The sequence below is a fragment of the Nonomuraea sp. NPDC001684 genome, assembly GCF_053596515.1.
This window is the reverse complement of record NZ_JBSFGJ010000060.1, coordinates 15,374-32,118: the sequence shown is the minus strand read 5'-3', so window position 1 is coordinate 32,118 and position 16,745 is coordinate 15,374. Positions and strand designations below refer to the sequence as shown.

Below are 16,745 nucleotides of genomic sequence, written 5' to 3'. Positions count from 1 at the left end.
GTTCGCCAGGGCCTCGCTGACCACGTAGTACGCGGTGACCTCGACGGGCGCGGGCAGCCGTCCCAGCTCGTCGGCGTCCACGTCCACGGGGACGGGCGAGCGTCCGGCCACGTCGCGGATCGCCGCGCCCAGCCCGCGGTCGGTGAGCACCTGCGAGTGCACGCCCCGGATCAGCTCGCGCAGCTCGGCCAGCGCCTGCCTGGCCTCGTCGTGCGCCACGTCGAGCAGCCGGGCCGTCGGCGAGTCGTCGGGCACGTCCAGCCGGGCGAGGCCGAGCGTCATCGACAGCGCGACCAGCCGCTGCTGCGCGCCGTCGTGCAGGTCGCGCTCGATCCTGCGGCGTTCGGTCTCGAACGCGTCCACCAGGCGCGCCCGCGACCGCACGACCTCGCCCAGCTCCGACGCGGCCGGCGCGAGCACCGCCCTGACCATCGCGCCGCGCGCCCCGCCCCAGGCCGTGATCGTGTACGCCGCCACCGGCAGCAGCAGCACCCCCGCCACGCCGGCCACGGCGCCCAGGGCCGGCCCGGCCTCCGGCTGGACCGCGGGCGACAGGATCAGCAGCACCGGCCCCCCGACGGTGAACCCCAGCATGACCAGGTCGATCCACCACATCGCGAACACCGTCATGACCGCGACCCCGATCTCCCGCCGGCGCCGGTCGGGCACCGGCGGCAGCGGCACGGTGTCCACCAGGCGCAGCCGCACCCGTTCGAACCGGGCGACCAGCGGCACGACCAGCGCCAAGAGCACCGGCACGAGCAGCAGGCCGGCCGGCGGCCCGGCGAGCCCGACCGCGATGACCCCGAGGACGACGGCCGCCCCCGGGACCACGCTGCCCACCAGGTACGCCACGCACCGCCACGGCCACGCCGACCGAAGGAAGGCGGGCGGCCGCTGCGTGAGCGCTTCGAGCGCGGTCCTGTCTCCCACCCGGTGACCGTATCCGGGGCCCGGAACGGCCCGCAGTAGTGCAGGGTCTACCGTCGGCGGCTCAGCCCGCCATCAGCGGCTCGGCGGCGGTACGCAGCTCGGCGCTGAACGGCGTGGGCCGGAAGGTCTGCGGATCGAGGTTGACGTTGACGCGGTAGCCCTCGGCGTGCACGACCGAGCGGTCCTGCGACAGGACGCGGAAGCCGTACACGCCGCTGGTGCGGCCCATGCGGTCGATCCAGAAGTCGACCTGGACCTCGCCCGCGCCCATGACCGGCGCGTTGTAGGTGATCTTGAACTCGCGTACGGCCAGGTAGAGGTCCTTGAACTTGGAGATCGCCGGGTCGAAGCTCCAGCCCTGCTCGGCCCAGTAGGCGGAGATCGCGCGCTCGACCAGCAGGGCGTAACGCGAGTTGTGCAGCAGGCCCATCGCGTCGAGGTCGTCGAAGTGCACCTGGGCGGGGCGGGTCTGGGTCACGCGAACTCCTTCAGTCGGTCGTGGACGGCTCGGCGGGCCCGCTCGTAGGCGGCCTCGCCCCTGCCGAGCAGGCGGGTGTGGGTGACCGCGGCCTCGCCGAGGGCGTCGATCTCGTACGCGAGCTGCGCCGGGTCGGTCTCCGGGGGCAGCTCCCCCAGCTCGACCGCCTCCCGGACCAGCCGCTCGATGAACCTCAGCCAGTCGGCCATCGACTCGGCCACCCGGTCCCTGACCGGGCCGGGACGGTCGTCGAACTCCACCCGCGCCGTGTAGAAGAAGCACCCGCCGGGCAGGACGCCTCTCTCGTAGAACCGCAGGCGGGCCTCGTGCAGGGCCAGGACGCGGGCCACGCCGGGAGGGGCCTTGAGCGCGGGCTTGACGATCTCGTCGGTCCATTGGCGGACGGCCCACTCGATGGTGTCGAGCTGAAGTTGCTCTTTATCTCTCCAGTGGGCGAAAAATCCGGATTTGCTGACTCCGGCGGCTTCGGCCAGCCGGCCCAGGGTCAGCCCGTCCAGACCGTGCACCGAGGCCAGTGACACGGCCTGCCCGAGGATCGCCTCACGGCTGCGCTGCCCGCGCGCCCGGCGACCGTCTTCCTTCACGTCGGCCATGCTGCCAGCATACATTAACGACCGATCGTTCAGATTGCTGGGTCAGATCCTTCCGGAGCGCACCGCGACCGCGTCGAAGATCCGGACCGCCGCCGCGTCCGCGTCCGCGAGCGGGCAGTCGAGCTGGGGATCGTTGCCGTCGAGCCCCGACTCGCGCTCGACGATCCGCGCCACCTGGTACATCAGGTCCACGACCCGGCCCGCGGCCTCACCGTGCCACCAGTACGGCACGCTGATCCCCCAGCCGCCCGCCCAGTGGTCCACGGAGATGCCGGTGCCCTCGTGTTCGAGCTCCCAGTTGGGCGGGTCCTCGAAGACCGTCACGTCGCCGAGGAGCGCGCGGGCCTGGGTGACGACGTTGTTCCAGGCCACCAGGTCCGGCGGGCGCGGCTCGTCGTCCGCCGAGCCGAAGTACAGGTCGTAGCTCATGGTGGACGAAACTAGCGCCCACCCCTGACGAATCCCCGCAAAATACGCTGAACGACAACAACCAGCGCGAGCGCCACCCCGACCCCCATCACCACAGAACTCCCCCCGCGGGCCGTCCGCGCGGCCACGGGCGCCGCCCCGCCGGCGGTGACCTCCGAGTAGACGTCGTCGATGATCAGGTTGAACCGGCGTTCCCTGCGCGACCCGGCGCTCGTCGTCCGCAGCGTCCGGGCCTGCCGCCAGAAGTCGCGCCCGATCGGCCCGGCGAGCACGGTGGCGGCGATCTCCCGCAGGTGCGCCTCGGTGATCGAGCGCAGCTCCCACATCAGCAGCCAGTGGTTGAGGATCATGTTCACGTACAGGTGGGCCCGCTGGCCCTCCTCGTCGCCGGAGGCGAAGAACGCTCCCCAGCAGGCCCGGTAGAGCGGGTCGTCCATCGCCATCTTCATCAGGTCGCCGTGCAGCGTGCGCAGCGCCTGCTCCCTGGCGGACTTTGCCTCCCTGGCCTGGAGCACGAGCGAGAACGCCACGCCGATGAGCGCGAGGACGGCCAGGATGGCCGAGGCCGCGCCGTACGTCTGGCCGATGTCGCCGAGCACCGACCAGTCGCCGCGGCTGCGCCCCAGGGCGGCCAGGAAGAACGGCGAGGCGACGACCAGCCCGGCGGCGGCGACCACCGACAGCAGGAGCAGGATGGTCACCCAGTAGCGCCCGAACGACCGCCTGTTCACCGGGCTACAACGTGGCGGAGTGGCGCAGGGGCGGGGGGAGGACGTCGCGTTCGGCGGCCATGTACGGAATGAGCTCCACCCCCTGGCCGAAGAGCTTGTCCATGTCGTCTCCGCAGCTCTCGATCAACGACCGGTCGAGGATCTTGCGCGCTCCGGTCAGTGTGCCGTCCTCGCTGTAGAGCACCTCGTACATGACCGTCGAGTCGAGGACGACCAGCTCGGGCAGCGGCCCGGGGAAACCGAGCGCGGGCAGGCGGTCGGCTTCGAGCACGCGGATGTGCTCACCCGCCAGCGCCCGCAGGCGGATGTAGTAGAGCTCCCACTGCAGGTAGCGGCTGAAGGGCCGCTCGACGAGCCGGACGCGCCGCATCGCGAACTCCCCCGCCTCGCGCAGCGGCCGCTGGATCTCGTGGCGGCGCTCGTCGATGAGCCGGATCGCCTCGCCCCAGTCGCCGGCGTCGAGGGCCAGCCAGCTCGGCTCGTCCGGCTCGCGGTAGCTCTGGCGGGTCTCCAGTTTCCAGAAGACCCGTTCGAGCCCTTGGAAGTACGGCCAGAAATCGGAGAAATACTCATCTGGAGTGAGCAGCTGGGACTGCGCCGCAGCGACGTTTCTAAGCATCAGGGATATCCGGCTTGGCGGCTACGAGCATCTTGCGAGGAATGACGACCAGGCGTTCGTCTCGGGCAATACTAACCCCCGCGGGCAGGCGGCCACGATAACTCTCCGTGAGGTCGCGTCCGATCACCGCGATATCGCCATTGGAAAGCTCCCAGATGTCAGGACATGAGGGACTTGCCGTGGTATCGCCGAGCTCAAGGGCCGACCTCCCCAGGCGTCGTCGCAGTTCGGCCGATGCGTCAGCTTCCCATGGACGCGCCACGGCAAAACCTCTTTTCCCTGGTGGCGTTACGCATGAGTGTGACATCGAATGCCATGACGAACAATGTCCCTGTCACGGAAGAGTGAATTCACTGCGGCGGCAGTAATGTTTTCGCGGTGCGCGCCGGATCATTCTCCCTCTGCGCGCTTGCGGAACTCCAGCCCCTCGAACGCCCCCGACGTGCGCCAGCCGTCGATGTAGGCGAAGTACGCCGTCGCCCCCTGTGGATGGCCGATGTTCAGCCGGCCTTTCATGCCGGCGTCGCGGCCCTCGTTGTTGTAGTAGCCGGGGGTGCAGTCGGCGGAGGCGCCCAGGATGCTTCCGGGGCCCGACAGCAGCAGCTCGATCCAGGCGTCCTCGGCCTCCCGGGTCGCCTCGACCTCGTCGAAGCCCTGGTCGAGCGCGTGGCTGACGATCGTGGCGATGGTCCGGCCGGCCTCGGTGAGGTTGTGCGGGATGTTGGAGATGAGGTTCGCGCCCTGCGTGGGCTGGACGACGAAGACGTTCGGGAAGCCGTGCACGTGGATGCCGTGCAAAGTGCGCATGCCGTCCGCCCAGCGGTCGGTGAGCCGGAGGCCGTCGCGGCCGGTCAGCTCGTAGCCGGCGCGCCGGGTGTAGTCGGTGGTCACCTCGAAGCCCGAGGCGTAGATGACGCAGTCGACCTCGTACTCGACGCCCGCGGCCACCACCCCGCGCCCGGTGACGCGCTCGACGCCCTTGCCGTCGGTGTCCACCAGGCGGGTGCCCGGCACGTTGAAGGCCTGCAGGTACTCGTCGTGGAAGCAGGGACGCTTGCAGAGCTGGCGGTACCAGGCCTTGAGCTTCGCCGCGGTCTGCGGGTCGGCGACGATCGCGTCGACGCGGGCCCGGATCTCCTCCATCTTCTCGAAGTCGGAGTCCTCGTACGCCTGCGCCATCTTCTCCGGGGTCAGGTCCTCGGGCGGCAGGGCCGCGATGCGGGCGCGGACGCGGCGGGCGATGTCGGTCCAGCCGTCCATCACCAGGTCCTCGTCGACCAGGCCGCCGGTCTGGTTGCCGGTGAAGTTCTCCAGCCAGCGCTGCTGCCAGCCCGGTATGGCGATCCCGGCGAACCAGGCGGGGTCGGTGGGCCGGTTGTCGCGTACGTCCACCGAGGAGGGGGTGCGCTGGAACACGTACAGCTCGGCGCAGGCGCGGGCCAGGTGCGGCACGCACTGGACGGCTGTCGCGCCCGTGCCGATGACGGCGACGCGCTTGTCCGCCAGCCGGTCCATGGGCGCGCCCGTGGGGTCGCCGCCGGTGTAGTCGTAGTCCCAGCGGCTGGTGTGGAACGAATGCCCGCGGAACTCGTCGATGCCCGGGATGCCGGGGAGTTTGGGCACGTGCAGCGGGCCGATGCCCATGACCACGAACCGGGCGGTGAAGGCGTCGCCGCGGTTCGTCCGCACGGTCCAGCGCGACCGGGACGCGTCCCACTCCAGGTCCTGGACCTCGGTGTGGAAGAGCGCGTCGTCGTACAGGCCGTAGTGCTTGCCGATGCGGCGGCAGTGTTCCAGGATCTCGGGCGCGTGCGCGTACTTCTCCGTCGGCATGTGGCCGGTCTCCTCCAGGAGCGGCATGTACACGAACGACGCGGTGTCGCACTGGGCTCCCGGGTAGCGGTTCCAGTACCAGGTGCCGCCGAAGTCGCCGCCCTTCTCGACGATCCGCACGTCGCCGACCCCCGCCTCCCTGAGCCGGGCGCCGGTGACGAGCCCGGCGAACCCGCCGCCGACGACGGCCACCGTCACGTGGTCGGTCTTCGGTTCGCGCTCGGTCCTCGGCGTGTACGGGTCGTCGAGGTAGTGGGCGAAGCGGCCGGTGAGGCGGACGTACTGGTCGTCGCCGTCCGGGCGGAGCCGCTTGTCGCGCTCTTCGAGGTATTTGCGGCGGAGGGCTTCTTTGTCCATACGTCCTCCGGGGACGAGGTTTCCGAATTCCAGAATGTCATTCGCGAATCTCGTTCGACAAGGCCCGCGGACGGGCGAAGCGGGCCCGCAGCCGGCCGAGGACCGGCGGGCCGCCCGCGAAGCACCACAACGCGATCACCGGATCGCAGATGGCGCAGCCGAAGGAGGAGTCCGCGGCGAAGGGCAGCAGCGGGCTGCCCTGGAGGTGGTGCAGCACGTCCCAGGCGGTGTGCAGCAGCCAGCCGATGCCGATGAACGTCCAGCTCTCCAGCCCGCGGTAGGCGACGTAGGTCATCACGACCGGCAGCAGGAACTCCCAGTAGCCGAGCCCGCCGCCGCTGAGGTAGGCGGCGCCCGCGCCGGCCACCAGCACGGCGTTGGCGCGGCGGCCGTGCGGCTCGGGGATCAGGGAGACGAGGGAGACGGCGACCAGGCCGATCAGGATCGGCATGAGGATGGACATGGGGCACTTCCTGCCGGTTTCGAGGGGAACGCAGCCAGGCTAGGCGGGCCGTCCGGACCGTCACAGTGGCTGGTTCGACAAACACCGACGAGTTCCCGCCAACCGCCCGCCGCCTGGCCTAGCGTGGCCGCATGCACACTGTGGCGGTCCTGGCCCTCGATCACGTGGTGGCGGCCGACCTGGCGATCCCGGTCGAGGTGTTCGGCCGTGCCCGGCTGGCCGACGGGAGCCGCCCGTACCGGGTCCAGGTGTGCGCGGCGACGCCGCAGGTGCCCGCCGACGCCTTCACGATCGTCGCGCCCCACGGCCTGGAGGCGCTGCGCACCGCCGACACGATCATCGTGCCCGGCTGCTCGGAGCAGGCCGTCCCGCCGGGCCCCGAGGTGCTCGCGGCGCTGCGCGACGCGGCCGCCGCCGGCACCCGCGTCGCCTCCATCTGCGTGGGGGCCTTCACCCTGGCCGCCGCCGGGCTGCTCGACGGGCTGGGCGCGACCACCCACTGGATGGCCGCCGACCGGCTGGCCGAGCTGTTCCCCGACGTCGACGTGCGGCCCGACGTGCTCTACGTCGACAACGGCCAGATCCTGACCTCGGCCGGCGCCGCCGCCGGGCTCGACCTGTGCCTGCACCTCGTCCGGCGCGACTTCGGCTCGGCGGTCGCCGCCGACTCGGCCCGCCTGTCGGTGACGCCCCTGGAGCGGGAGGGCGGCCAGGCCCAGTTCATGGCGCACACCCGGCCGCCCGTGCCCCAGGGCTCGCTGCTGGAGCCGGTGCTGGCGTGGATCGAGGACAACCTCGACGGCAGGGTGACCCTGGCCGCGATGGCCGCGCACTGCGGGATGAGCGAGCGCACGTTCGGCCGCCGGTTCCGCGAGCAGACCGGCACCACGCCGCTGCAGTGGCTGCTGCGCGCCCGGGTGCGGCGGGCGCAGCTCCTCCTGGAGACCACCGACCACGGCGTGGAGCGGATCGCCGCGCAGTCCGGGTTCGGCTCGGCGGTCGCCCTCCGCGAGCGGTTCAAGCGGGTGGTCGGCGTGCCGCCGCAGTCCTACCGCGCCTCTTTCCGGCCTCTCGTCACGGACGAGCCTCTCGTCACGGACGCAGCGCCGTGAGCGCGCTCTCCCAGACGTAGGTGTCGTTGCCGTCGCCCGCGCTCGGCGTGTGCGGCTCGAACTGCCCCGGTCCGATCAGGACGCGCACCCCCTCCGACCGCAGCTCCTCGACGCTGCGCCGGAAGGGCGCGCGGGCGGCGAGCGCGCTGTTGACGAACGGCAGCACGACCACGGGGATGCCGAGCCCCGGAGCCTCGGCCAGCAGCCCGAGCGCGTAGGTGTCGGCGACGCCCATGGCGAACTTGTTGATCGTGTTGTACGTGGCCGGGGCGACGATGATCGCGTCGGCCCTCGGCGGCCTGGGCTCGTGCGGCTTGCGGTAACGGCTGCGGACCGGGCGCCCGGTCAGGCGCTCCAGCTCCGGCACGTCGACGAAGCCGAGCGCCGACGGCGTGGCGACGACCTGGACGTCCCAGCCCTCCTCCTGGGCCGGGACGACCAGCCTGGCCACGTCGCCGGCCGGGCCGGCCGCGCACACGATGACATAGAGACTGCGTGCCGGTGTCTTCACGATTGAGATCGTAGGACGCCCGCCGCCCCCTCGACCTCGCGTACGCGGACGGCGACCTCCGGCGTGAGGTGGCGGGCCAGCACCTCCAGGGCGGCGGTGACCTCGCGGACCGCCTCGGGGGCCGGATCGGGCAGGGCTGCGGCGAGGGCGTCGTCGATCGTGGCGGCCCTGACCTCGGCGACCCGGGCGGAGGGCGTCGCAGCGGGACGGATGAGCCGACGACGCCGGTCGGCCGGATCGGGCACGCCCTCGATCGACCCCGTGGACTCCAGCCGGGCGACGGCCGTGGACACCTGGCTCTGCGGCAGGCCGGTCCGCGCCGCGATCTCGCTGACCGTCGTGCCGGGGTGGGCGACCACGTCGCCGAGGACGACGAGCACCGTACGGACCGAGCCCCGGGGGCCGTCGCCCTTCGGCTGGGGCATCGCCTGCTCGCCGATCTTCATGAGGGTGCGGCCGAGCAGGAACAGTTCGACTCCGTTCATGAAGTCATGATACATCTATATCGATGCATCGATTTAGATGCTTTTTTTCCTAACGGAGGAGACCCCCATGAACGCCCTTCCCGTCCCAGGCGCCACCCTCCACTTCCAGGTCGAGGGCAGCGGCCCGGTCCTGTTGTTGTCGCAGAGCGGCGAGGGCGACGCCGATCGCACCACCGACCTCGTGCCGCTCCTGGCCGACGCCTTCACCGTCGTCACCTACGACCGGCGCGGCCTGTCGCGCAGCACCCTCGACCCCGCCGCGCCGCCCGTCACCATGGCCGACCACGCCGACGACGTCGCGCGGCTGCTCGCCGAGGTCGCCGACGGGCCCGCCCTGATGGCCGGGTTCAGCATGGGAGGCGCGATCGGCCTGCGGGTCGCGGCCCGCCACCCCGGCGTGCTCGGCACGCTGGTCGCGCACGAGCCCGTGCTGCCGAACCTGCTGCCCGCCGCCGGGCGCGCCGAGCACGTGGCCGAGCTGGCGGCCATCCAGCGGGCGTACGCGGACGGGGGGCTGGCCGCGGCCTTCCCCGCGATCACCCGGCACCTCGGCATCGACCCGGCCCACGACGAGACCGAGGACGGCCTCACCCCGCAGCCGCTCACGGCCCGGCGGCAGGCCAACTTCGGGTTCTTCATCGGGACGGAGTTCACGGCCGTCATGGAGGACGACCTCGCCCCGGCGGAGACGGTGGGCACCGGGACCCGGGTGATCCCGGCGATCGGCCTCGCCACCCGGCCGTCGGTGCACACCTACCGCTGCGCGCTCGCGCTGGCCGAGCTGCTCGGCGTCGAGCCGGTCACGCTGCCGGGCGGCCACAACGGCAACACGGCCTTCCCGCGCGCGACGGCTCGGGCGCTCAAGGAACTGCTCGCTCCCGGCCAGTGAACATACGGCCGGCTGGACACGCGGTCAGCGGCCGCAGGTGCGGAGCATGTTGGACAGCGCCACGCGCTCGCTGCGCGTCACGAACAGGCGGTAGTGGTGTTTCACGGTGATCCACGAGGTCGCGTAGCGGCACCAGTAGGCGCGGCGGCGCGGCCGCCAGCTCTGCGGCCCCTGCCCGCCCTTGGCGATGTTGGCGGAATGGCTGACGGTGACCAGCTCAGGACGGGTGAGATCGTTGGCGAAGGCCCGCCGCCGCGCCTGGCTCCACCTCTTGGCGCCCGAGCGCCAGGCGTAGGCCAGCGGGACGACGTGGTCGACGTCCACCATGCGCTCGCTCTTCAACCGCCTGCCGTCGTACGGGCTGTACCAGACGCCCTTCACCGGATGGCAGGCCGCGTTCCTGCGCACCCGCCGCCCGTCCCGGGCCAGGACGGTCTCGCGTACGTCACACCTTCCCTTGTGACGTCCCCACCTGGGCTGGAACCGGCGATGGGTGTAGCCGCGCAGCGATAAGGGCCTGGCGACCCGTAGCTGAGCCAGCATGCGGCGGGCCCGCGCCGCACCGGCCTGCGCGCCCGCGTGGGCGCGCGCGCCGGACTGCGCCGCGGCCGGCTGCGGCGCGGCGACGACCTCGGTGATCGGGATGACCAGAAAGGCGAGGACGGCCATCAGGACGGCCCGTCTCAGGAAGATCATGCTTTACCCCATACCCACCCACGACGGACCTCCTCCAAGTGGATGGCCAGCCCTCCGCAAGTGGGGGTGCGTACCTTCCCGAACCATGAGAAAGCTCCCTCTCCTCCTCGCCGCCCTGACCGCCGCCTCCGCCACCGCGCTGCCCGTGCTGCCCGCGACCGCGTCCCTCGCGTCGGCCTCCACCGCCGGGAAGACGCTCTCCTTCCGCGGCATGACGCTGCGGATCCCCGCCGACTGGAAGGTGCACCGGTCCGGCGACCACGTCGTGGTGGTGACCGGGTTGTTGTGCAAGAAGCCGGAGCCGTTCGCGCCCGACTGCGAGAGCTTCTGGATCTTCGGCCCGAAGGACTACACGAACGTGCCGGTCGGCGGCGGGTCCGTCACGTACACGGGCAAGCAGCAGTTCCATCCGTTCAGCGGGGTGATCCCGTGCCCGTTCAACTCCAACCTGAGCTGGTATCCCGGCGAGAAGGCGTCCTACCGCGGGCTGCGGCCGGTGGGCTCCGGGCACAAGGCGACGTACACCACCTGGCCGAATCGCTGCGTGACGAACGACACCGGCCGCACCACCGCCAGGTGGAACGAGAAGGAGTGGTTCCTGCCGCGGTCCGGGATCCTGGTGGTGGACGCCTGGAACACCTACGGGCTGGCCGGCGTGCTCAAGCGCGCCACCTGGAGCTGATCCCGCACGTCCCGATTTCCGGCACCATGGGCGGTGGTTCGGTGATGCGGGGTGAGGGATGACGAGCCGGTTCTTCATCGGTGAGGGGTACGCGACGTACCAGGGGCCGTCGGCGGACAACTCGCTCCATCGTCACGCCGCCTACCAGGTGACGGCCGCCGTGGAGGGCGAGGTGACCGTCATCGACGAGCGGGGGGCGTGTCATCGCGGGCCTGCCCTGATCATCCCGCCCATGGTCCGGCACCGCATGCCGGGGGCGCCGGACGTCCGCATCTGGTTCGTCGAGCCGCAGTGCTCGTACGCGTCCGCCCTGCGCGACCGCTGCACCCCGGCCCCCGATCGGTTATCCACCGGCTCCGGCCCTTCAGCTGCGGGAGGCAGCTCCCCCACCGGCTCGGGCCTTCCGCCCACCGTCGGCCCCGGCTTCCCGTCCGTGGGTGGGGTGATCACCGCGGCCGCCGACCTGCATGCCCTCCGCGAGGAGGACTTCCGTCTGGTGGCGGAACCTCGGCCGTCCCGGGGGGCTCGATCCGCGCCTGGTGATCGCGATGGAGGCGTTATCGAGGCGAGGATCGCGCGTTTCATCGGAAGCGGACATTGGTGGAGGACCAGGCTCGACACCGCCGTGTCGGCCGAACCCGGCCCCAGCAGGCCGGTCAGCGCGTCCCCCATGCCGAGCCGCCATTCCGGGGCCGTACCGCTCGCCCTGCTCTTGCGTCGCGCCTGGGCCAGCGTCTCCGGATCGGGGTCGACGCCGATGATCCGGGCCCGCGGTTCGAGGCGGTGCAGCAGCATGGCCTGCGAACCGGTGCCGCAGCCGACGTCCACGATCGTGTCGTCGGGCCTGGGGGCGACGTGCATGGCCACCAGGCTGCGCCACATCCGTTCCCGCGTCAGGGCGACCACCGGGTCGTACAGGCGGGTGAACTTCAGGCGTCCGAGGGCGGGGGTGAAGGTCTGTTGCGACATGAGCGCAGTCTCAGCCGTACGCCGCCCCCCGGTCTTGAACAGAACGCTCGCGCGTCGACGCCGCTACTCGCATTCCCGGGTTAGGGCTTCGACGTCCTGCAGCCCGTATTCGGACCAGAGCCGCGCCCCTTGCGACACGCACTCGTGGTCCCACACCTGGCTGACTCCCGGCATCTTCGCGAGCCGGTGACGCCAGGGGCCTCGGTTCACCTCCGGCTGTATCGACAGCCGATACGACTCGGGCATGTCCGACACCCTGGTAGCCGCGACCAACGTCTCATTGTCCGCGTACGTCTCGGCGAAGTGGCGATAGGCCGTCTGCTGGTCCTCGTATTCATACGATTCGAGGCCGGGAATCCGCTCGATGACGGCGACGATCGCCTTCTTCTCCTTGGCGGTGGCGGCTTTCTTGTTCGCCCCTCCCCGCCCGTGCCGGCACTCGGGCAAGGAGGTATCGCCCGTGCAGAGGAACACGGAGACTTCCACACTCCAGTACGGCCGGGTCACGCGACGGGTCTCCAGCTGATCGACCACCAGTGCGACCCCGGGCCGCCGATCCGCCGCATTCACGATGCGAGTCCGATCAGCCACCTCGGAGACCCGGATCCAGAACGACTCCGGCATGTCCTTGGCCCGCACCTCGGCCAGCATCTTCCGCTGACCGGCGAACTCCCGCCGGAACTCCGCATAGGACGCCGCCCGGCTCACGAACCGGACCTCGGTCACGCCGGGCGTGGAGTTCAGGAAAGCCTCCATCTCGCGCCGCTGTCTCGCCGTCGCATACCGTTTGTCACACCCGCGCGCGGAGGGCGTACAAAGGAACACCGCGATTTCACCGTTGTCAGCGGCGACGCCCGCGGGACCGGGCTCCACCTCGGCCGACGCGGCCGGCCCTGCCATTCCCGACAACGCCACGACACTCGCAACCAGCACCCGCCAGAACCAACGTCTCACCGGACTCCTCGCACCACGAAAATATTCACCTGCGCCTGCGCGGGCGTCGCTGACGTACCGGCGCGGTCGAGGAATCGTAGCCGGACCATCGCAACATCAGGATGGACAGGCCGACGACCGTAGTCACCGCACCGGAGAACAGGCCCAGAAACGCCAGGACGCTTTCGCCTTCCGGATCGCCTATCCCGGACGGGCCGGTCTCGACCCATTCGCCCATGGCCCATGCCTGAGTGGCGACCAGCACCCCGAAAAGGGTCGTGACCGTCCCCAGCAGATAGCCAGGGGTCCGCGCCCATGCCCCTTTCACGGCGCCACGGGCAGCATGATCCCGGACCAACCCACCGAACCACCAGACGTTTGACCATACTCATCGACCGGCGGACCGCCCGCTCCAAACCGGGTGGTACGGTATGCGTCATGCGGATGATCCACTCATTTCTCGGCTGGTGGCGCCCCTAACCGGGCGGCACTGCTCATCCGCGCAGACCTGACAAAGCGGCCGCCCCGTCCCGGGCGGCCCGTCGGTGTCCTCATTCCTCGGCCGATCCAGGACGACAGGCGGCTCCCGACCTGAGGGAGCTCCACCGATGCCACGACGTCTCACGGGTTTCACGCCGTCCGGCGACCTGCACCTCGGCAACTACTTCGGCGCCATCGCGCCGATCATCGCCGGTCAGACCACCACGGACACCGTCGTCTTCATCTCCGACCTGCACGCGCTCACCCTGGACCACGACCCCACCCAGGTGCACCGGCGAACCCTGGAATTCGCCACCCTGCTGCTCGCCGCCGGCACCGACCCCGAGTCCTGCCTGTTCCTCGTCCAGTCGCACGTGCCGGAACACACCGAACTGCACTACCTGCTCGAATGCACCACGGGCTACGGCGAGGCCCAGCGGATGATCCAGTTCAAGGAGAAGTCCGGCCGTCAGCAGCAGGTCCGCATGTCGCTGCTGACGTACCCGATCCTCATGGCCGCCGACATCCTGCTGTACGACACCGACGAGGTCCCCGTCGGCGAGGACCAACGCCAGCACGTCGAGCTGGCCAGAACCGTCGCCCAGCGGTTCAACACCCGGTACGCCCCCGTCTTCACCGTGCCCACGGCGGTCAACCCGCCGGTGGCCGCCCGTCTCATGGACCTGACGTCCCCGGCCGACAAGATGAGCAAGTCGGCCGCCACGCCGGGCGGCGCCCTGCGCCTGCTCGACGAGCCCGACGTGCTGCGGCGCAAGGTGATGCGCGCGGTCACCGACGCGGACAACACGGTCGCGTACGACCCCGACCGCAAACCCGGCGTCTCGAACCTCCTGGCCATCCTGGCCGCCTGCACCGGCCACGCCCCCGAGGACCTGGCGTCCCGCTTCGACCGCTACGGCGAGCTCAAGGAGGCGGTGGCCGACGCGGTGGTGGCCACCCTCGCCCCCATCCGCGACCGCTACCTGCACCTGTCGGAAGACCCCGGCCACGTCCAGAAGGCCCTGCGGGCCGGCGCCGAACAAGCCCGCGACCTGGCCGGCGCCAAGGTCCGTCAGGCCAAGGCAGCCATCGGCCTGCTCCCCGCCTGACTGCGACTCAACCCCGCACCACGCCCGCCTCCGACCCCGCACCGGAGGCGGGCACGCGCCCCCCGCCGATCAGGACATGGACCCCGTCAGAGCCCTCGCAAATCCGCCCGAGCACCCGCAGAAAACGACGACCGTGCGAATACAGGTTGTTCTGGGGCAGCCAACCGGTGGTGCGGCTGATGCCGGCCTCTTGCAGATCCTGACGGACGCGTCGGCCGAGCAGACCGGCGACCGCCTGCCCATGACGGCTGCGCGTGATTTTGAACTCAGTGAGCCTGCACGTGTCCGGTGACGGCTGTTGCAACTGGATCTCCACTGTGCCGAGCACTTCTCCGGCCATCGGATGGCCTGGCAGCCGCTTCTCGTAGGACCAGCGGCGCAGGTCCCCCACGCGTGCCTCGTCGAGGGGTAGCGCCTGTCGTACGTGTGTCTGGCCGTCGTCCCCCACTACGGCGACGTACCGGACCCGGTTGTCGGAGCAGGGGGTGAGGTGCAGGTGATCACCTGAGCAGAGCGGATCCCAGTGGTAGGCGAACCAGATCAGCGACGAGGCGAGCTCAGGGTAGGCGCCGGCCCATCGGTCGTCGAAGAAGAACCACTGTTCGTACGTCCCGTGGCCGCCGTGGACGAACATCTGGGCCACGTGCTCACCCGTCCGGACAACGGTCCCGTCGCGATCAGTCTCAAGGAGCCGCAGCGCTTCGGCATGCGAGTGAGGCAGGGCATGCTCCTCGCCCGACCCCCGCGGATGCTCGGGCCATCGGCTGCAACGCTCCAGCGCGGCCACTACGCCGTCCTCGCCGGGCGCGACCAGCACACGCAGAACACGCAGCTCTTCGGGCCACTCCTCGGTGGAGGCGTCCAGGTCCCGTAGCGCCGCGCCGAATCGCGACAGTCGTACACCGGGCAACACGTGAGTGGGATTCCAGCCGATGCTGTCGTGCCTCGCCTTGCAGGTGAGCAGTACCGCGAAGACGCACCCTGCCTCCGCAGGCGATCGTTCGGTCAGCTCGGTGACCCGCAGCGGCGGCGTGAACGTCGTGGCGCCCGCAACGGCATCAGCCACCTCGGGCAGCGGCCCGTCGTGCACGGCGAAGGCCCACCGCCCCGGATCCGCCGCGACCGCGGCGTCATCGACGAGATAGTAGGCCACGTCATAGTCCAGCCCGTTGGCGAGCACGCGAACGCTGTGCTCGTCGACGTTGCACTGATAGACGTCCGGGATCCGCGTTCTGGCAAGAGTGCGGAGCTCCTGCATGGTCGCGGGGACCGGACCACCCTCCGAGAAGAGACAGTCCAGCCCATGGACATTCGCCCCCAGCTCCCGCATGAGCCGGTCATGGGTGTCCTGAGCCGCGGTATCACTCCAAACGTTCCGGACCCACTCCAGGACCGTCGGCTCGGCCAGGCGCCGGACCGACTTTCCCAACATCCCTTGGTCCCAGGATCGATAGACCACGTACACGGGCGGCCTCTCACGGCTGAGCAGCATGATCACGGCCACATTGCCCGAGCTTGTGGGCATTCACAACTCGCGCGAAGCAGGGCAGCGGTCAAGGCGGGAAAGCAGGCTGCCGACTCCAGCCCGCGGCTCGCCGTCGTACAGGCGGGCCCCAGACGTCATCCCGGGCCATTCTGTTCACGAGCGCCGTACGGCGGGCAGCGCGGCGCTGCGTCGCCTCCCGCGGCGAACTCGCCGCGGTCACCGCCGACCTCAGCTGAGCACCTTCCCCTCTGCCGACGGACGGCCCGGGTCCCGGCGTCAGAGCAGCGCCAGGCAGACCGCGAACGGAAGGGGGACGAGCACCGCCGTGCCGAGCCGGGCCGCAAGCCCCCGCCCGCGCCGGACCGGGAGAACCACGTCGACCACGACCACCAGCGCCAGGATGACGGCGCCGGTCACCGCCAGGAGGAACATGACGACGCCCGCGTGATCGAGCGTCGTGTAGTTGCAGTTGACGAGACCCGGCTTGGCGAGGTCTTCCGTGCTCCGGCAGTCCATCGGCAGGTACTCGGTCAGCAGCCACCACGCCAGGGCGAGCGGCAGGGTCGCGGGCACGCCGAGCGCGAGATTGACCAGGGCGGGGCCCAAGAGCCCGCTCCTTGCTCCTCCCTCACGCCGAGAAGGCGGGTCCGTCCTGCGCACAGCCATCGAAACGCCCTCTGCTCTTCGGTAACCCGCCAGGGGCATCATGACCTACCACGCCCGGCCGACCGTCATCGGCTGGCCTGTTCCCATGCGACGCCTACAGGCAGCTCGGCAGCGGGACAGGCCGTCAATCACGCAGGCGAATCGCGGCTTCGATGCGAAGCCCGACACCGATCCCAGCGAAGATGAGCGTCCCGAGGAGAGCATGGGTGGAGAGCTCTTGCTGGAAAATGAGATCGAAAGCGGTCACCACCGCTGCAAGTATGAAAGCGG

At 70.6% G+C, this 16,745-nt stretch carries 22 protein-coding genes; 4 read left to right on the top strand and 18 right to left on the bottom strand.

Features of this window, described 5'->3' with window-relative positions; translation table 11 throughout:
• From ACWCSD_RS14675 to ACWCSD_RS14635, 9 genes are all read right to left on the bottom strand, one after another.
• The coding region (locus tag ACWCSD_RS14675; protein WP_449915244.1) for a sensor histidine kinase at positions 1-933 on the bottom strand (933 nt) is incomplete at its 3' end.
• Between the two features lie 61 nt (positions 934-994).
• Entirely contained in the window at positions 995-1,411 is a 417-nt protein-coding gene (locus tag ACWCSD_RS14670; protein WP_352363345.1) for an acyl-CoA thioesterase, read from the bottom strand.
• Entirely contained in the window at positions 1,408-2,025 is a 618-nt protein-coding gene (locus tag ACWCSD_RS14665; RefSeq protein WP_387671965.1) for a TetR/AcrR family transcriptional regulator, read from the bottom strand. The genes ACWCSD_RS14670 and ACWCSD_RS14665 overlap by 4 nt, the downstream gene beginning before the upstream one ends.
• A 42-nt stretch (positions 2,026-2,067) precedes the next feature.
• Positions 2,068-2,454: a hypothetical protein gene (locus ACWCSD_RS14660; RefSeq protein ID WP_449915239.1), complete on the bottom strand. Its 387-nt coding sequence runs from the start codon at positions 2,452-2,454 to the stop codon at positions 2,068-2,070.
• A gap of 11 nt (positions 2,455-2,465) precedes the next feature.
• The gene (locus ACWCSD_RS14655; RefSeq protein ID WP_449915237.1) at positions 2,466-3,185 is read right to left on the bottom strand and encodes a DUF6082 family protein; all 720 of its coding nucleotides are present in this window, start codon (positions 3,183-3,185) and stop codon (positions 2,466-2,468) included.
• A 4-nt stretch (positions 3,186-3,189) separates the two neighbouring features.
• Positions 3,190-3,804, bottom strand: coding sequence for a DUF6879 family protein (locus ACWCSD_RS14650; protein WP_397155017.1), 615 nt, complete (start codon positions 3,802-3,804; stop codon positions 3,190-3,192).
• On the bottom strand, positions 3,797-4,066 hold the full coding sequence (locus ACWCSD_RS14645) for a hypothetical protein (protein WP_358291054.1): 270 nt from the start codon (positions 4,064-4,066) through the stop codon (positions 3,797-3,799). The genes ACWCSD_RS14650 and ACWCSD_RS14645 overlap by 8 nt, the downstream gene beginning before the upstream one ends.
• A 128-nt stretch (positions 4,067-4,194) precedes the next feature.
• Positions 4,195-5,994, bottom strand: a complete 1,800-nt coding sequence (locus tag ACWCSD_RS14640; RefSeq protein WP_449915234.1) for a flavin-containing monooxygenase — start codon at positions 5,992-5,994, stop codon at positions 4,195-4,197.
• 37 nt (positions 5,995-6,031) lie between these two features.
• Entirely contained in the window at positions 6,032-6,457 is a 426-nt protein-coding gene (locus ACWCSD_RS14635; protein WP_352363358.1) for a DUF6010 family protein, read from the bottom strand.
• Between the two features lie 131 nt (positions 6,458-6,588).
• Between ACWCSD_RS14635 and ACWCSD_RS14630 the strand changes: the two genes are divergently transcribed.
• A complete protein-coding gene (locus tag ACWCSD_RS14630; protein WP_449915230.1) occupies positions 6,589-7,569 on the top strand; it encodes a GlxA family transcriptional regulator in 981 nt (326 codons plus the stop codon).
• Here the strand turns inward: ACWCSD_RS14630 and ACWCSD_RS14625 are convergent.
• Both ACWCSD_RS14625 and ACWCSD_RS14620 read right to left on the bottom strand, forming a co-directional pair.
• Positions 7,550-8,080: a flavoprotein gene (locus ACWCSD_RS14625; RefSeq protein WP_364333404.1), complete on the bottom strand. Its 531-nt coding sequence runs from the start codon at positions 8,078-8,080 to the stop codon at positions 7,550-7,552. The two genes, ACWCSD_RS14630 and ACWCSD_RS14625, sit on opposite strands and share 20 nt — an antisense overlap.
• A complete protein-coding gene (locus ACWCSD_RS14620; protein ID WP_397155024.1) occupies positions 8,077-8,565 on the bottom strand; it encodes a MarR family transcriptional regulator in 489 nt (162 codons plus the stop codon). Before ACWCSD_RS14620 ends, ACWCSD_RS14625 begins: the two co-directional genes overlap by 4 nt.
• A gap of 67 nt (positions 8,566-8,632) precedes the next feature.
• Between ACWCSD_RS14620 and ACWCSD_RS14615 the strand changes: the two genes are divergently transcribed.
• Positions 8,633-9,454, top strand: coding sequence for an alpha/beta fold hydrolase (locus tag ACWCSD_RS14615; protein WP_449915225.1), 822 nt, complete (start codon positions 8,633-8,635; stop codon positions 9,452-9,454).
• 24 nt (positions 9,455-9,478) lie between these two features.
• Here the strand turns inward: ACWCSD_RS14615 and ACWCSD_RS14610 are convergent, their stop codons facing one another.
• Positions 9,479-10,150: an HNH endonuclease family protein gene (locus tag ACWCSD_RS14610; protein ID WP_358291066.1), complete on the bottom strand. Its 672-nt coding sequence runs from the start codon at positions 10,148-10,150 to the stop codon at positions 9,479-9,481.
• A gap of 85 nt (positions 10,151-10,235) precedes the next feature.
• Here ACWCSD_RS14610 and ACWCSD_RS14605 point away from each other — a divergent pair, with 85 nt between their 5' ends.
• Positions 10,236-10,832 (top strand): hypothetical protein, encoded by a 597-nt coding sequence (locus ACWCSD_RS14605; protein ID WP_449915223.1) that lies wholly within the window; start codon positions 10,236-10,238, stop codon positions 10,830-10,832.
• A 201-nt stretch (positions 10,833-11,033) separates the two neighbouring features.
• Here the strand turns inward: ACWCSD_RS14605 and ACWCSD_RS14600 are convergent, their stop codons facing one another.
• The 3 genes from ACWCSD_RS14600 to ACWCSD_RS14590 all read right to left on the bottom strand — a co-directional run bounded on the left by ACWCSD_RS14600 (position 11,034) and on the right by ACWCSD_RS14590 (position 12,999).
• A complete protein-coding gene (locus ACWCSD_RS14600; protein WP_449915220.1) occupies positions 11,034-11,801 on the bottom strand; it encodes a class I SAM-dependent methyltransferase in 768 nt (255 codons plus the stop codon).
• 63 nt (positions 11,802-11,864) lie between these two features.
• Positions 11,865-12,755 carry a permease-like cell division protein FtsX gene (locus tag ACWCSD_RS14595; RefSeq protein ID WP_449915217.1) on the bottom strand — a complete coding sequence of 297 codons (891 nt, stop codon included), beginning with the start codon at positions 12,753-12,755 and terminating at the stop codon, positions 11,865-11,867.
• A 25-nt stretch (positions 12,756-12,780) separates the two neighbouring features.
• The gene (locus ACWCSD_RS14590) at positions 12,781-12,999 is read right to left on the bottom strand and encodes a hypothetical protein (RefSeq protein ID WP_449915215.1); all 219 of its coding nucleotides are present in this window, start codon (positions 12,997-12,999) and stop codon (positions 12,781-12,783) included.
• A 343-nt stretch (positions 13,000-13,342) separates the two neighbouring features.
• Between ACWCSD_RS14590 and trpS the strand changes: the two genes are divergently transcribed.
• Positions 13,343-14,323 (top strand): tryptophan--tRNA ligase, encoded by a 981-nt coding sequence (gene trpS / locus ACWCSD_RS14585; RefSeq protein WP_449915213.1) that lies wholly within the window; start codon positions 13,343-13,345, stop codon positions 14,321-14,323.
• Between the two features lie 7 nt (positions 14,324-14,330).
• Here trpS and ACWCSD_RS14580 read toward each other — a convergent pair whose 3' ends face one another.
• From ACWCSD_RS14580 to ACWCSD_RS14570, 3 genes are all read right to left on the bottom strand, one after another.
• Entirely contained in the window at positions 14,331-15,821 is a 1,491-nt protein-coding gene (locus ACWCSD_RS14580) for a hypothetical protein (protein ID WP_397155042.1), read from the bottom strand.
• Positions 15,822-16,085: 264 nt separating this feature from the next.
• Positions 16,086-16,415: a hypothetical protein gene (locus tag ACWCSD_RS14575; RefSeq protein ID WP_449915210.1), complete on the bottom strand. Its 330-nt coding sequence runs from the start codon at positions 16,413-16,415 to the stop codon at positions 16,086-16,088.
• A 184-nt stretch (positions 16,416-16,599) separates the two neighbouring features.
• Positions 16,600-16,725, bottom strand: coding sequence for a hypothetical protein (locus ACWCSD_RS14570; protein WP_449915208.1), 126 nt, complete (start codon positions 16,723-16,725; stop codon positions 16,600-16,602).
• Positions 16,726-16,745: the final 20 nt, after the last annotated feature.